This window comes from Pseudomonas sp. JAI111 (assembly GCF_024809425.1).
GTDB lineage: Bacteria > Pseudomonadota > Gammaproteobacteria > Pseudomonadales > Pseudomonadaceae > Aquipseudomonas.
In genome coordinates, this window is record NZ_JANUCB010000001.1 from 269,827 (window position 1) to 285,033 (window position 15,207).

The 15,207-nt window shown below is 56.3% G+C and carries 11 protein-coding genes and 1 pseudogene; 5 read left to right on the top strand and 7 right to left on the bottom strand.

From position 1 onward, the window contains the following. Positions 1-240 precede the first annotated feature (240 nt). Both HNR03_RS01280 and HNR03_RS01285 read left to right on the top strand, forming a co-directional pair. Positions 241-945 carry an enoyl-CoA hydratase/isomerase family protein gene (locus HNR03_RS01280; RefSeq protein ID WP_259150227.1) on the top strand — a complete coding sequence of 235 codons (705 nt, stop codon included), beginning with the start codon at positions 241-243 and terminating at the stop codon, positions 943-945. A gap of 83 nt (positions 946-1,028) precedes the next feature. After that, positions 1,029-1,757: a 2-oxo acid dehydrogenase subunit E2 gene (locus HNR03_RS01285; RefSeq protein ID WP_259150228.1), complete on the top strand. Its 729-nt coding sequence runs from the start codon at positions 1,029-1,031 to the stop codon at positions 1,755-1,757. Positions 1,758-1,825: 68 nt separating this feature from the next. Here the strand turns inward: HNR03_RS01285 and HNR03_RS01290 are convergent, their stop codons facing one another. Further along, positions 1,826-2,008 carry a hypothetical protein gene (locus HNR03_RS01290; RefSeq protein WP_259150229.1) on the bottom strand — a complete coding sequence of 61 codons (183 nt, stop codon included), beginning with the start codon at positions 2,006-2,008 and terminating at the stop codon, positions 1,826-1,828. Positions 2,009-2,466: 458 nt separating this feature from the next. On the opposite strand from HNR03_RS01290, the pseudogene HNR03_RS01295 reads away from it, so the two are divergent. Next, positions 2,467-3,747 (top strand): annotated as a pseudogene (locus HNR03_RS01295) (IS3 family transposase). A 348-nt stretch (positions 3,748-4,095) separates the two neighbouring features. On the opposite strand, the gene HNR03_RS31855 reads toward HNR03_RS01295, so the two are convergent. The 6 genes from HNR03_RS31855 to HNR03_RS01320 all read right to left on the bottom strand — a co-directional run bounded on the left by HNR03_RS31855 (position 4,096) and on the right by HNR03_RS01320 (position 11,987). Continuing rightward, the gene (locus tag HNR03_RS31855; protein ID WP_405046032.1) at positions 4,096-4,320 is read right to left on the bottom strand and encodes a 3-hydroxyacyl-CoA dehydrogenase NAD-binding domain-containing protein; all 225 of its coding nucleotides are present in this window, start codon (positions 4,318-4,320) and stop codon (positions 4,096-4,098) included. 59 nt (positions 4,321-4,379) lie between these two features. After that, positions 4,380-5,384, bottom strand: coding sequence for an acyl-CoA dehydrogenase family protein (locus tag HNR03_RS01300; RefSeq protein WP_259150230.1), 1,005 nt, complete (start codon positions 5,382-5,384; stop codon positions 4,380-4,382). A 1-nt stretch (position 5,385) separates the two neighbouring features. Continuing rightward, positions 5,386-6,549, bottom strand: coding sequence for an acyl-CoA dehydrogenase family protein (locus HNR03_RS01305; RefSeq protein WP_259150231.1), 1,164 nt, complete (start codon positions 6,547-6,549; stop codon positions 5,386-5,388). A gap of 55 nt (positions 6,550-6,604) precedes the next feature. Continuing rightward, the gene (locus HNR03_RS01310; RefSeq protein ID WP_259150232.1) at positions 6,605-9,115 is read right to left on the bottom strand and encodes an RND family transporter; all 2,511 of its coding nucleotides are present in this window, start codon (positions 9,113-9,115) and stop codon (positions 6,605-6,607) included. A gap of 17 nt (positions 9,116-9,132) precedes the next feature. Further along, a complete protein-coding gene (locus HNR03_RS01315) occupies positions 9,133-10,182 on the bottom strand; it encodes a YCF48-related protein (protein ID WP_259150233.1) in 1,050 nt (349 codons plus the stop codon). Between the two features lie 140 nt (positions 10,183-10,322). Next, on the bottom strand, positions 10,323-11,987 hold the full coding sequence (locus HNR03_RS01320) for a DUF1302 domain-containing protein (protein WP_259150234.1): 1,665 nt from the start codon (positions 11,985-11,987) through the stop codon (positions 10,323-10,325). 331 nt (positions 11,988-12,318) lie between these two features. Here HNR03_RS01320 and HNR03_RS01325 point away from each other — a divergent pair, with 331 nt between their 5' ends. Both HNR03_RS01325 and HNR03_RS01330 read left to right on the top strand, forming a co-directional pair. Further along, the gene (locus HNR03_RS01325; RefSeq protein ID WP_259150235.1) at positions 12,319-13,665 is read left to right on the top strand and encodes a DUF1329 domain-containing protein; all 1,347 of its coding nucleotides are present in this window, start codon (positions 12,319-12,321) and stop codon (positions 13,663-13,665) included. A gap of 51 nt (positions 13,666-13,716) precedes the next feature. Then, the gene (locus HNR03_RS01330) at positions 13,717-15,180 is read left to right on the top strand and encodes an aldehyde dehydrogenase (RefSeq protein WP_259150236.1); all 1,464 of its coding nucleotides are present in this window, start codon (positions 13,717-13,719) and stop codon (positions 15,178-15,180) included. Positions 15,181-15,207: the final 27 nt, after the last annotated feature.

A 15,207-nucleotide genomic window follows, 5' to 3' on the forward strand; every position in this document is an offset into this window, starting at 1 on the left:
TGAGCGGATCATTCCGCCTAATAGCTAACTTAGCCATTCATTTTGGTGATCTGACACTCCGCTGTAAATTTCTGTTGCACCTACGTCTCCCGCGCAATAAATTATAACTTAGTAAACTATGTTGGGTATTTCCAGTCTTCTGGCCTAGCAGTCCAGACCAGCTATGGAGACGCCCGGCTAACAGCACATAAGACACCGAGGTGAAGCATGCCCGTACAGGTTCACAAACACGGAGACGTGATGGAGATCACGCTGGACTGGCCCGAAGTGCGCAACGCACTGGGTCCGGCCGAAGGGCGGAAGCTGCGCAAGGTCCTTGAAGCTGTTGCGACCGATGAGAAATGCGCGGCGGTGGTACTTACTGCGAACGGCAAAGCGTTCTGCGCAGGCGGCAACCTGCCGGAGATCGTACGCCTGGCTCAACAGGGTGCCGAGGCGGTCAAAACCACTATTTATGGCGAGTTCCAGGGTGTCTTTCGCGCCATCCGTGAGTGTCCGGTACCAGTAATCGCTGCAGTGGATGGAGCAGCGATAGGGTTTGGTTGCGATCTGGCCCTGGCTTGCAACGTTACGTTCATCGGGAGCAATGGATGGTTGGCTCAAGGCTGGACCAAGGCTGGACTCATTCCGGCCACCGGCGGCACCCTCTATGTGACCCACAGGGCCGGTCAGCACGCGTTGTGGCAGCTCTTGTGCGCAGACCGGATCGATGCCGCGACCGCCAATCGGTTAGGCCTTGGTATTGCTTGCGACAGCGCACGCACCGCAGCACTGGACATGGCTGAAACACTAGCGACTCTGCCACGCAGAGCTCTGAAAGCTATTACCCGGCTCGCAGTTATCGAGGACATTGACGAGCACCTGGCGGCAGCCTTGGAATACCAGATTGGTTTCATTACCGACCCGGCCTTCGCAGCACAGGCCGAGAAACTTCTTGCTCGGTAAGCGGCGACTTTCACGGGAAAGGATGCCTTCATCCCCGCAGCGTATGGCCATTGGCCTTCTTCAACCCTTACAGGGATCACACAATGAACCAGGAAAACATCAGCTCCTCAGTCTTGCCAGCATCTGAACCGGTCAGCATCCCGCATAGCATGACCCGCCTTACCATCGCCCGCCGGCTGACCGAATCCAAGCAACAGGTTCCGCACTTCTATGTTAAGGGAACTTGCCGAATCGATGCATTACTGGCCTGGCGCCAACGCTTGAACGCGGGTGCAAAGGTACGAACTTCGCTCAACGATCTGATCGTCCGCGCAGTAGCCTTGGCCCTGCAGCAAGTTCCAGAGGCTAATATTTCCTGGGGTGAGAAGGCCATGGAACAGCATCGGCAGGTGGATGTCGCCGTGGCGGTCATGACTTCGCGAGGTTTGATCACCCCTATCGTGCGAAACGCGGAGCAAAAACTGCCGCAAGATATCGCCACCGAAATTCAAGCACTGGCAGAACGCGCTCGCGGCGGCAAGCTCAAACCTCACGAGTACCAGGGCGGCACTGTGACAGTATCCAACCTTGGCATGTTTGGTGTGGAAGAATTCAGCGCAATTATCAACCCGCCACAGTCCATGATCTTTGCGATCGGCGCAGGTGAGGAACGCGTCATTGCCAACAATGGCCAGATGGAGATCGCCAACCTGATGACAGTGACCGTTTCAGTCGACCACCGTTCAATTGATGGCGCCGTTGCAGCAAAGGTCTTTGCTGCATTCAAAGCGCTTTTGGAAAACCCGAACAAGTTGAGCGTAGATGTAAATTAAGAACGGCATGCCCCAATGAATACTGCGCCTCAGCGTCACAAGACACTGAGGCGCCACCCCGGGGCTACTCAGTTTTCCAGCGGCCGCCCGAACTCCAGCATGTAGGCAATCCTCTCCCGAGTCTGCTTTGTCTTTGCTAGCTCTACAAACAACTCACGTTCGAGGTTGAACAACTGTAGCTTATCGACCGTGCTGCCAGCTTCTACCTCCACACAGCGCGACTGCCAGCGCTCGCCCCACGGCAAAGTCATACGTGGAGATCATACCAGCCTCCATCTGTTCGGATAACTTTGCTTCCAGGACGGCAATACCCTCCGTGCCGACAACTCGAACCGTTGTTGACGGCTCGGGGGTGTTATATCCGGCATTGGCGAGTTCGCGAGCACAGCACAGCGCAACATAAAGGCGTTCCCGCTCGTTGATTAGCGTGACACCAGCCCCGCACAAGAACCCCAGTGCGCTACCTTGACCCGCATTGGCCACTGCCTGAGCACTGGCCAGCATGGCAAAAGCCGACTGGATACCCGGCAAGAGTGTTTCTATCAGCAGCCTCTCGAGCGAGCACTGCAGCTCGCAATGCGAACTCCTTGCCCCCCGGTGCCAGGATAGTTGTCGCCTCTCCGATTTTTTCCGAAAAAAATAGATCCGGGGCGAAAAGAGACTGTTCGGGCCGTACTATTCACCTGAACGCAAAGCCGCATTGCTCAAGATGTTGCTTCCCCCGCTCAACCTTCGATGGCCGAGGTTTCCCGGCGCGAAGGGGTCAGCGAAATGTCTTTGTCGAACGGGCGCAAGCAGGTCGGTTCTGAAGGAAACGCAGTGCCCGAAAACACCCCATCGGCCCAGAACTAGACAGCCGAAACCAAGTTTGCCGTCGTCCTTGAAGCCGCCAACTTGTCCGAGATTAAATTAGGCGAGTACTGCCGTCGCAAGGGCTTGTACCCCGAGCAAATCAAGGCGTGGCGCCAGGCTTTCATCAGCGGTCAAAAGACGGAAAAAGCTCAGAGCAAAGATGATCGCGAGCTGCGCCGCAAAGACAAGGCGCCGGCTGAAACCGCCGCGTTGTTGGTGCTTCGAAAAAAGCTCAACGACTACTGGGGGATCGAGGACAACTGACCGCCTTGCCAGAGCGGCAGTTACTCGTGACCTGGTTGAATGAAGCCCAAGTGGCCGGAGCCCGGAAAATCAGGGCCTGCCAGGAGGTCGGCCTCTCACTCAGAACCTTGCAGCGTTGGACTGAAACCGAGGCTGTTCAGGCTGACGCCCGAACGACCATGGTGCGGCCTACACCACGCAATGCGTTGAGCGAGATCGAACGCCAGGCGATCCTGACACTGTGCAATAGCCCGGAGTACGCCGACCTGCCGCCGAGCCAGATCGTGCCGAGACTGGCCGATCAACAGCGCTACCTGGCCTCGGAGGCCACGTTTTATCGGGTGCTGCGTGCAGCAGGCCAACAACAGCATCAAGGCCGCAGCCAGCGTCCCAGACGACACGCGGCACCGACAACTCACACGACCAAAGGGTCGAACCAGGTGTGGTCGTGGGACATCACGTATTTGCCCTCGCCAGTGCGTGGCAAGTATTACTACCTGTACCTGATCGAGGACATTTACAGCCGCAAGGCCGTGGGCTGGGAGGTTTATGAACAGGAAAACGGCGAAAAGGCGGCTGCGCTGCTGCAATGCAGCGTGATCGGCGAACAGTGTTGGCGCGAGCCGCTGGTGCTGCACACGGACAATAGGGCGCCGATGAAATCACTGACGTTGTTGAGCAAGATGCAGGATCTGGGCATCACGCCGTCACGTGGCCGACCGCGGGTGAGCAATGACAATCCGTACTTGGAATCACTGTTCAGAACGTTAGAGTACTGCCCGCAATGGCCGGTGGATGGCTTCGCCAGTCTGGACGCCGACGGAACTGGGCGCCAATAGGCACCGTGCTGCTGAATCCGGATCGGGAGCAGCAGGGCGAGAAAAGAGCAGCATAGTTAGGCGGTGATGCGACAACTACCTTGAAAAACGCCGCCCCCTGCAGGAATCAAACCCATGCTGGGTTCTACCAGACCAAGTCGTGATTCGAAAGCTACAACGCGCCGAGTGCCATGCCGGAGACGGCAGCGACCATTGGCACACGTGAATATATGACTGCATTGGTCATGCACTGGAGGTTCTTCACAAACTGATGAAGGCCCTCGAAATCTTCACCCTCGATAAACCGTGAAACCTCCTGCAGACTGGGCGCCCACTGCAAACGGCGCATCGCTCCAGATGACTAGGCCACCCATCCGTTTCAGCCAGCTAGACTGCCTTGCGTAGTCCTTCAATGGCCGCGATGCCTAACGCATGCATCTTCGACTTGATCGAGACGCTTGTCGCAGGCGCCGCCGGGTTGAGTTTGTGCAATCGTTCGAGGGCGTTATCGACGATCTGACCGGGATATTCAGCACCGCCATATCTAACAGAACCACCGGAATGTTCGCGTTGGCGCAAAACGCGGCAATCTGAGCGCCCATGACTCCTGCGCCCAATACCGCAATTTTCGTAACTTCCGGATTTGACACGATAGATTCCAGGTCAGCGATGTGAGAGAAGGTGGCAAGTCATCTAATAGTCCTGCCCGCTATGAGCGGGCCTTACTGTCCACTTCACGTGCCCAGCGCGGAAGTGGCAATCCGACGTCGTTGTTCCACAGATGACGCACGGTGTCCCGGGTTTCGCTTCGCAACATCGAACGTGCCAAGTCGGCGAGTTTGGTTCCGGGCCGATGGCGTCGCATCGTCCAGCTGCGTAGCCGTCGACTGAACAATTGCACGTTGTATTCCATCGCAAAGCCATTGCCACCAAATACCTGATGAACGCTGGTGGCGACCAGCCGAGAAGCTTCAACCGCCTTAGCGAATACCATACGGGCAAAAATCGGCGACGGTGCACCATCTCCCCCGGCACTTTCCAGCGCGGTGAAGGCGGCTTTGCGCACCAACAGCTCTGCCCCTTCCAGCGCAATACTGGCATCGACCAGCTTGTGTGCCACTGCCTGAAAGCCGCCAATCTTGCGGCCGAACTGCTCGCGCTCGTTGGCGTACTCGATACCGTACTGCAACAGCGCCTGACCCGCACCAACCATCCGAGCCGCATCTACCAGGTCCATCAGACGCTCCATGCGATCTGCGGTCGCCATGTCTGCAACTCGCCTGCCACTTAAACCTGGTTGATGCTCGACCAGGAAATCACCTGCCGCCGATCGGCGGGCAACCCCGTGCAATGTCTCGATGTACAAACCATCGTCACGGCGCACTGCCACTTCTGGCAGCGTCGCCGGCACTGGGCCCTCGAAACCGAACGCGACATTGCCAAGATTTAGTACCGCTAGTGCCGGCAAGCTTTCGACCAAAGCGACTGACGCCAATGCGCGCCCGAGCTCGTAGGCGATTCGCGCCGTGACATCGGCTTCCACCTGCATCTCGGTGATACCGAACTCTGCCAGGCTGGACTCCAACTGTAAGTCACGCCCATCTGCACGTGCTTCGGCCTGACGCACACGCTCAATCGAGCTTTCAGTAGCCAGCATCTTGCGCAAGGCGAGGCCGATGTCCTCCGCATCGCTGCTCCAACGTTCGTCCAGCATCTCAGTAGGCCCTCGGCAGTTTGAGGAAGCGGTTGCTAATGGTGTTGCGTTGTACTTCGCTGGTACCGCCAATATTCGTCAGGACGGTGGCGGAGCGCAGCTGCTCTTCGATATCACCTGCAAGAACGTCTCCTTCCTCGCCAGCCTCGGCGAAGAGCACTTCATCACCCAATACGTCGGCCGCCCATTGAACGAAGCGCTGGGCCAGTTCGGAACCAAATACCTTGCTCATCGGACCAACGCCACTGGTGTCATCTCCCCTGCCAGCGGCAAGACCGACGCGCAGGTAAAGGAGCCGGTCAACTTCAAGCTCCATGATGAAACGACCTAGCTGCTCCAGGTCGGAATCCGACAGTTCTTCAGCTTTGCCTTCAAGGCGGTGGATCAAGCGGGCGGCGAGCAGACGGGTCTCGGTACCACCGAAGCTCATCGCGCGCTCTTCGTCCAGATTACCGGTGACGACCTCCCAGCCAGTGCCTTCGTCTCCGATCATGTTACTGGCCGGCACACGAACGTTGTCATAAAATACGGCATTTACACGCCACCCCCCCATCACCCAGATAGGCTGGATCTCCACACCGGGCGACTTAAGGTCGACCAGGAACATCGATAGGCCACGGTGCCGGGTCTCATCGGGATTGGTACGCACCAACAAACCAGTCCAATCGGAAACGTGGGCGTTAGAGGTCCACAATTTAGCTCCGTTGATGATGTACTCATCTCCGTCTCGCACGGCTCGGGTTTTCAATGCCAAAAGATCGCTGCCCGCCCCCGGCTCGGAAAGCCCCTGACAGAAGCGCCACTCACCATGAACAATTCGTGGCACATGCTCGGCGATCTGTTCTGGGGTACCACTCCGGATCAACATCCCGCCACCGCGCTGGTTAGTGGTCAGGCCGTAACCACCAAAACCTTGGGTTTCCAACTCTTCGGCAAACAGAAACGCACGAATGAACGGAGCGCCCTTACCGTAGGGCTGTGGCCAGCTCAAGCCAACAAGGCCTTCCTGGGCAATGCGCTGATAAAACTCGATCGAGTACTTCTCGATGCCTCGAACCTGCATTTCTTCACGCATCCTGCGCATCGCGGACCAGTCATAGTCTTCAGCGATGGCACGCATGCGGTCCCGAAACTCGGTATCGTCTGCCTGAGGTGCAAAATTCATGGTACTGGCTCTCCAGTCTATGGAAATAGCTTTGCGCTATCGATAGGGCACGCGTTCAAGTGTGCATCGCCGTGGCAAACTTCGATGGGGCGCTATCGACTGCTGGTTCAGGATCCAGATTGGAGTGAACCCTGGTTTCATCAAGGGCTTCATCGGTTATGGGATGTTTGTTTCGCAAAAGGAAATAAGACAGTGCAGGGATGAGCAGCAACGCGCCGATCATGTTCCAGAGGAACATGAACGCGAGCAGCAGCCCCATGTCGGCCTGGAACTTAATGGGCGACCACACCCAGGTAATGACTCCGGCCGCCATGGTGAACCCAATAAGGCAGACGACCCTTCCGGTAAAGTTCACGGCCACCGTGTAGGCTTCTGCCAGCGAATGGCCCCGACTTTGCAGCTTCAATTGAACGCTCAGCAAATAAAGGGCGTAGTCGACCCCCACACCCACTCCCAGGGCGATCACCGGTAAGGTGGCTACCTTGATGCCTATTCCGAGGAACACCATGATTGCTTCGCAAAGAAACGAGGTGATAACCAGCGGGATCAATGCGACCACAACTGCACGCCAATCCCGGAACGTTAGGAAGCAACACAATACGACCGAGGCATATACCAGCCACAGCACTGTCCGATTGGCATCGTGAACCACAATGTTGGTGACTGCATCAATACCGGCCGAACCTGCCGCCAGCAAGAATTTACGGTCTTCTGTGTCATGCTCGCGGGCAAACGCTTCTACCACCGAAACAACCTCTGCGAGCGTCTGAGCTTTGTGATCGGAGAGGTAAGCGATGATCGGTGTTACCGTACATTCGATATTCGCAAGCTCCGGGCTTGAAGCGACCGCTCGCACCACTGCCATGTCGATGAGGCCCTGATTTCGGCTGATAGTCTGCCATTTTGGGTCGCCCTCATAGCCGGCTCCGATTGCCGAACGTACGGTCTCAGCCAGCGAGCTGGTCAACTGCACACCGGGTATCTGTCGAAGGCGTGCAGTGAGGCGCTCACCCTCGATCAGCGATTCGTAACGATCGCAGAATCCATTTTTGGTTTTCACGATCACTGCAAATTGATCGCTAGACACACCAAAGCTTTTGTTAATGAATGCAACGTCTTGGTTGTAGATCGAGTTTTCGCGTAACTCCGGCGCACCAGGATCCAGGTCGCCGACGCTTACCCCAAGGCTCACGATGAAGCCCCCCCCTCCCAATACGGCCGCGACCAAAACTGCCGCTGTGGCTCGGCGTGGCTGGGTAAAACTGACTACAAAGCGGCTGAAATGTCCGGCAAAACCTCGGCCCGCTTGGTCGTTGGACTCTCCTTGCAGACTGCGTCTGGCCGCCTCTTCGCTCACCCCTACGTACGATAGCAATACCGGAACTAGAATAAGCTTAGTGAACACCAGTGTGCCCACCCCAAGGCTGGCCGTCAGGGCCAGATTCTTGATGACCGGAATATCGATGACCATCAATACGGCAAACCCGATTACATTGGTGACCAGAGCCGTGAGACCGGCAAGGAACAAGCGGCGGAACGTATAGCGGGCGGCGACATACTTGTGAGTCCCACGAGCAACGTCCTGCATAATCCCGTTCATTTTCTGTGTACCATGGCTCACGCCTATGGCAAACACTAAGAACGGAACCAGAATTGAGTATGGGTCCAGCTGATAACCAAGGATCTGAATCAAACCCAGTTGCCATACAACAGCAAGTACGGAGGACAGGATTACTAGCGATGTACTACGCCAGTCTCGCGTATACACCAGCAAGATTACTGTAGTTACCAAAGCGGCAAGACCAAAATAGACGAAGACTTGCAGCATGCCTTGCATCAGATCGCCAACCAACTTGGCGAATCCGGTGATGTGGATACGTACGTTGCTCGCTTCTCCACCGAACTGACCGCGAATGTCCTTATCCAAAATCTTCGATAACTGATTGTAGTCCAGGGGCGCTCGCGTTTGCGGATCCTCCTGAAGTAACGGGACAAGAATCATTGTCGAGCGGTTATCATTCGATACCAAACTCCCGCGCACATGCGCGCGCTCGACGTTGCGCTTGAAGTCGTTCAGCGCGCGCGCGGAGCCATCGTAGTCAGAGGGAAGTACAGGCCCGTTCGCATAGCCTTCTTCGGTGACCTCAGTCCATCGTACAACAGGCATCACAACCGACTTCATCCACGCCCGATCCACACCGGGAATCAGGTATAAGGTATCGTTGACCTTTTTCAGAGCTTCAACGAACTCCGGGTCATAGATCGTGCCGTTCTTGTTCTCGACCACGACCCTAAGCATGTTACCCAGCCCGCGAAGATCATCCTTATTGTCGAAATAATTACGAATATACGGGTGAGACTGCGGGATCATCCTCTCGAAGCTCGCGTTGATCTCCAGTTTGCTGGCAAACCAACCCAACATCAGCGATGTAAAGACACAGAGCAGAACAACCCAACGTCGATGATTGAAGATGATACCCTCAAGCCGATTGCCGGACTGAAAGTCGAAATCTTCCAGCTTTCGGACAACAGGCATTTGGCGCTCTCTTTCCGCAGAAACTGCCATTACGCTAACTCCCGATCTCAACGCACCGATTGGACTTGAACACCTTGCGACCCGACAAAGGCAACATGCCCATTACCGGCTGCTGTGGCGCCATAGAACGAAAAAGCCCGGTCGACCTTGGCAGGTTCCAGGTTCCCGTCTGCATGCAAGTGCCAAACATCGCCGGCAAGATTAACGACCACCGCGTCACCGGCATTCAGCTCAGCCATCCACATAACTGAAGCGGTTGAGCCCGTTTCAACTTTCTGCCAGGTCACACCGGCATCCTGACTGCGGAACAGATTGCCACGCAGTCCGCCCACAAGCAGTTTTTCGTTTCTGGCCAGTAATGAAAAAAAGGTGCCTGCGTAAGGGCTTTTCATTTCTACAAAACGCTGTCTTTCGGGATCCAGCTTGAGTAGCAAGCCACGCTCGCCCGCTATATAAACGTGATCCCCTACACCATCGATCGCCCGCAGATGCAAACCTTCGGGATTGTCGACACGATCCATCCACGGCACCCAGGACTTGCCGCCGTCATCCGTGTGAAAGATCAGGTTAAAAGCACCGACGAGATACCCGGAGTTTTCATCCTGGAACCAGACACTGAGGAATGGCTTATCCGGACCCTCTGCCACGAAACGCTCCATATCGCCAAGCATCGCCTGCGCGTCTGGATTGGTTGCGGCCATCTTCTGGTAGTAAGTCAGGGCTTGTTCGGCCGCCTGGCGGCCATCAAGCTGGAGGGCCCAACTCTCCCCACCATCGGTGGTCTTCAAAACCACACCATCATGCCCGACCAGCCAACCGGTTCTGGGCGTGACAAAAGTACCTGCCAGCAAATCAGAACTGACGGGCATCTGAATCTGACGCCAGCTCGTTCCGCCGTCATCCGACACTACTACCTGCCCACGTTCTCCGGCAGCGATCAAACGAGCTCCTGCCTTGAGCACAACTTGCAATGGCTGAGAGGCAGCTAGCCGACTCGGTGTAGAAGGGGTGCGCATCGGATCCTGAAAAGCCTGCCCGGCCGCGACGCTACCAACCATACAGAGTCCAACCAGCGCCATTGCTACGAATTTATACATATCACTCCAACTCCAAGTTGAGCCCTGATCTCAAAGCTCGCGCAGCCACTTGCCGAGCCATCTGCAAGCGGCCGCGCTATCTAATGCAATGTAGTGCGAGGTGCTTCATCACAACGGGCGGACGAATCCGTCGATATGCATCAGAAAGCCGTCTTGAACATGAGGCTGAGCCAACCACGATCCTCATACGCCGCGCCGTTGACGAGCGAATAGGTCGAAGTACCAGCAGCGCCCGTGGAGCGACGACTTTTTACGAGGTAGTCTGTCCAGGCCAATTCGAGCTGATGTTGCTCATTGATGGTGAAGTTCAGACCCACGCGATAGTTGCCCGCTCCTTCGGGGTTACCGCCGGCAAGCGTCTGAGGGTTACCTTTGAGGCCATAACCCACAGACACCGGTGTGCTCAAGTTCCAACCCGGGAAGACCTGATTGAAGGCTGGCGATGCACTAAACTGAATTGAGTAGTAGTCAGTGGTCGCGCATCCCGAGAGAATCTCGTCTGTTCCCGGACAGTTGGCGGAGTACCCCTTAGCCTTGTAGAAACTCGGGTTGTGGGTGACCTTATCCAGATGCGAGTAGACAAGCTCGCCCGCGAGCGACATCGAGTCGAAGAATTTAGTTTGGGACAACACATACTGCGCATTGGTGACCACATGCAAGGTGTCACCCCGGGCGCCCTCCCCATCCGGAGAAAGGACCGGCCCCGTGAACGGATTGCCATTGGCGTTGCTGTTGAGCGGCGTGTCCTTACGATAAGAAAGATCAACCCCCACACTGGCACCACCGATGTTCTTACTTAGGCTGATGCCATAGAGCTTCACGTCCTCAGCGTAGACTGGCCGTGTGGAGGTAGGCGAAGCCAGCATTTGCCAGGAGTTCTTGTCGTCAAATCGCCTTGCATACAGCCCGAGTGTGCCGTCCAGCCACTCGGGCGCCCAGCGCAGCGCCAGCCCATAGTTATTATCGTTTTTACCAATACGGTCATCTGGCCCCAGGTAATCCTGACGCCCGACATTGGGACCGAACTGGATGATGTCGGAAGCTCCGAGATAAGTCCCGCCCTCCGGAAGCCGGCCCGGTTTCCACTCAAGGAAGTACTGCAACCCAACGGAAAGGTCGTCAGTCAATTGCATCGAGCTTGCAATCTGGGTCAGAGGCAGGAAAGTTTCCTTAGCTTCAATACCCGGGTTGGTGGCTGCTTTTAGCCCGTCGGTCGGTGACTGGCCATAAGAGATACCCTGGGTAGCAGTGAACAGTGACTCACCCCAAATTTCTGTCAGGCTACCTACTTTCACCGAAGTGTAATGCCCCCCTAGATCGAAACGCCCGAATACGAACGCATCCAGAATCTCGCCAGACGGACCACGGTAGTAACGCTTCGTGTAACCGGAATATTTGTTGTTCTGGTAGCTGGTGCCCGCCGAATTAGGGCTTTTCTCCACATCAGTGTCACTGTACGCGTCGTCATACCAGGACGCTGCACTCACCCGGAAGCCATACCGATCCTGGAACGTAACATCCAGCTCGGTGAGGAGATCAACACGCTTGGTAACGAAATCGCCCCTATCGAATTTGTAATCGCTTTCATCGAAGGACGAGTTTTCGGAGATATTAGCCTTCCGATCGCCCATTCGAACACCCGCGGTCGCCCGGAGCGTGTTATCGAATCGCACTGACCAATCCTGGCTTCCGGTCTCCACCTGAAACGCCGCCACATGCCCTGCCAGCGACCCCGCTCCCAATGCTGCCACCGCTATGGCTAGCCGGGAAACCCGGGGGGCCACGTCTTTGCACTTCTGAGTCATTGCAGCAGTCTCCTGTCGTACCTTCTTATTGTTTTTAATCACTTTTTTCTGAAGTGTTGTGCCACTCGATGCGCGAGGCATCGGAGCGGCATTGCCAGCGCGACGATCACATCATTGCACCACGTAAATAACGTGTCAAACGTATATCACTAAGTTAACCCATTCATCTCACCCTCCCTACCAACGAGAAGGGGTGACCCGCTAGCACGGAAAGAAAATAGATAAAATAGTTATCTTAGTTGACGTAGATCTGCGCACAGGATAAATCTATGGCTGCGCTGCGCGACGCTTCACCAACGCGAACCACACCTTGGAGAAAACAAGAATGAGAATGCCGATGGTAATGACAGCAATGGTTGCAACCCTGTGTTCAGGGTCGCTTCTGGCTGCAGTGAGCACTGAGGAAGCGAGTGCGCTGGGTAAGACGCTGACGCCCTGTGGCGCCGAAATCGCTGGAAATAAGGACGGTACGATCCCTGCCTATACTGGCGGCTTGACCTCCCTGCCGGGCTACGACGAAACGGTCGGCAAGGTGCCAGACCCATTTCCGAACGACAAGCCGCTGTATTCCATTACGGCTCAGAACTACATGGATTACGCCGATAAGCTCTCGGAAGGCTCCAAGGAACTGTTCAAGCGCAATCCGAGCTGGAGAATGGATGTCTACCAGACTCGTCGCACCGTAGCCCTTTCGCAATACAACCAGGATGCATGCCTTAAGAATGCGCGTGAAGCGAAACTTGAAGCCGATGGCATGAAAATCGTCAATGCCAAGGGTGGCGTACCATTCCCTATCCCCAAAACCGGCCTGGAGGTGATGTGGAACCACCTCGCGCAGCCCGTGCCGATTGGCTGGAGGGCGAATGTAAATACCTGGTATGTGTCAGGCGGCAAGCCGGTCCTGGCTTCCGGTGGCGACCTTATGTACTACTTCCCCTGGCAGGACCCCAACGCCCCCATGGACAACGTACTGACCAAAGGCTTCATGTTCATTAAGGAGCCTATCCGTCAAGCCGGCCAGGGTATTGCGTGGTATGACACAGCAGATGCATCCGGCGGCTCAAGCCGGCGTGCGTGGGCCTACATCCCCGGCCAGCGACGCGTTCGCGCTACCCCCGATGCCGACTTCGATACGCCAGCGGCCTCTCAGGGTGGCGCGATCTTCTACGACGATGTGGGGCTTTTCTACGGAACCCCCTCGCGCTTCGACTTCAAGCTCGTCGGCAAGAAAGAGATGTTGATCCCTTACAATACTTACAAGATGTGGCACAACACTCCTGCCAAGGATCTATTGCAAGCGGCTCACGTCAACCCGGACGTTACCCGCTGGGAGCTGCATCGAGTGTTCGTGGTAGAAGGCACGCTGAAGGCCGGACAACGCCACTCCTATGCCAAGCGCGTCTTCTATTTCGATGAAGACACTTTCGGCGGCGGCATCTCGGACAACTTTGACCATAGCGGCAAGCTCTACCGTAGCGTTTTCGCAATCACCGAACAGATATCCACCAAGGATCAAAAAGCCCCATACACCATGCCTTTCTGGGCCCATGACTTCTCTTCAAACGTCTACCTCGTCTCGATTCACATGGGCGAACAGAACTCCAACTTCAAGGCAATGACGAAATCGCCGGCACCTGAATGGGGCCCAGAAGGCTTGAAACGCGCCAGCCTGCGATAACGCGGGCCACCCGCCTGCCCTAACGATAAGTTAATAGAAGAGTAGTGTTTTATGCCCAACAATAGCCCCATATCCTCGGTATTTGCCGAGCCAGCCATGTTGATTGGCGGAGAATGGGTCCGCCACGACTCACTTGAACGCCACACTCACCTTGACCCCTCAACCGGCCTGCCCTGCGGCTCTATCGCGCTGGGCGGCCCAGCCGAGGCCAAGGCCGCTATCGATGCCGCCTGCGCAGCCTTTCCGGCATGGCGCAAGCTCGGCGCCAGCCAGCGTCGAGACATCCTGCTCAAGGCAGCCGACCTACTTAGCTCCTCGGCAAACGAGTTCGCCGCAATCGCCGCGACCGAGAGTGGACACCCCTACAACCCCGCAAACGTCCAGCGATTCGTGGATTATTTCCGGTATTACGCCGGCTGGACCGAAAAGCTGGAAGGATCAACGATCCCAGTGCCTGGTGACGCGCTGAACTATACCCACCACGAACCTTATGGAGTCGTACTGGCTATCAGTTCATGGAACGGACCTACCACCAGTGCAGTAATGAAGGTTGCCCCAGCACTTGCTGCAGGCAACTGCGTGGTGCTCAAAGCCCCGGAGTTCGGCCCGTTTGGGCCGTTGCTGCTCGGTCGTATATTGAGTGAAGCCGGGCTCCCACCCGGCGTGCTCAATATCGTCACCGGCGGCCCAGCCTTAGGCGAGGCGCTCGTGGCCGACACACGCGTCGGCAAGATATCGTTCACCGGCAGCATTCAGGTCGGCCGACAGATCTGCCGTTCCGCCGCGGAAAACATGACACCGGTGGTCATGGAACTGGGTGGCAAGTCCGCCAACATCATCTTCGAAGATGCTGACCTGGATCGGGCCACCACAATGGCTGCGCACATGGGCTGCGTGCAGAACGCAGGCCAGGGCTGCCTGTTCCCTACCCGACTGCTCGTTCAGGACAGCGTGTACGAACGAGTGGTCGAGAAAGTTCTAGCCTATGTAGCGAAAATCAAAGTCGGCCTACCGTTCGAGCCTGGTGTACAGATGGGCCCGGTCATCAACGAACGCTCCTGCGAGCGCATCCTCTCAACAATCGAGAATGCACGCCAGGAACAACATGGCGAGCTGTTATGTGGGGGCTCGCGACTAGGTGGTGAATTAGCAGGAGGGTACTTCATTAGCCCAACGGTCTTCGGCGAAGTGGACAACAAGAGCACACTCGCCCAGCAGGAAATCTTTGGCCCAGTGCTCTCCATCATCCGTTTCAACACCGAAGAGGAAGCCGTAGCCCTGGCCAACGATACGGTCTACGGACTGGCCGGCTATGTACACACTCGGGACATCGGGCGTGCACATCGGGTGGCTGCTGGTTTAGATGCAGGCTATATCGGCATCAATGGCTTCCCGCCCATGCCAACCAATGCCCCCTTTGGCGGTTTCAAGCAAAGCGGCTACGGTCGCGAAGGTGGCAAGGCCGGTATCGAGGAATACCTGAGAACCAAGAACGTCTATGTGGTCCTTGGCTGAAATCACCACTCCAGACTGGACACGAAA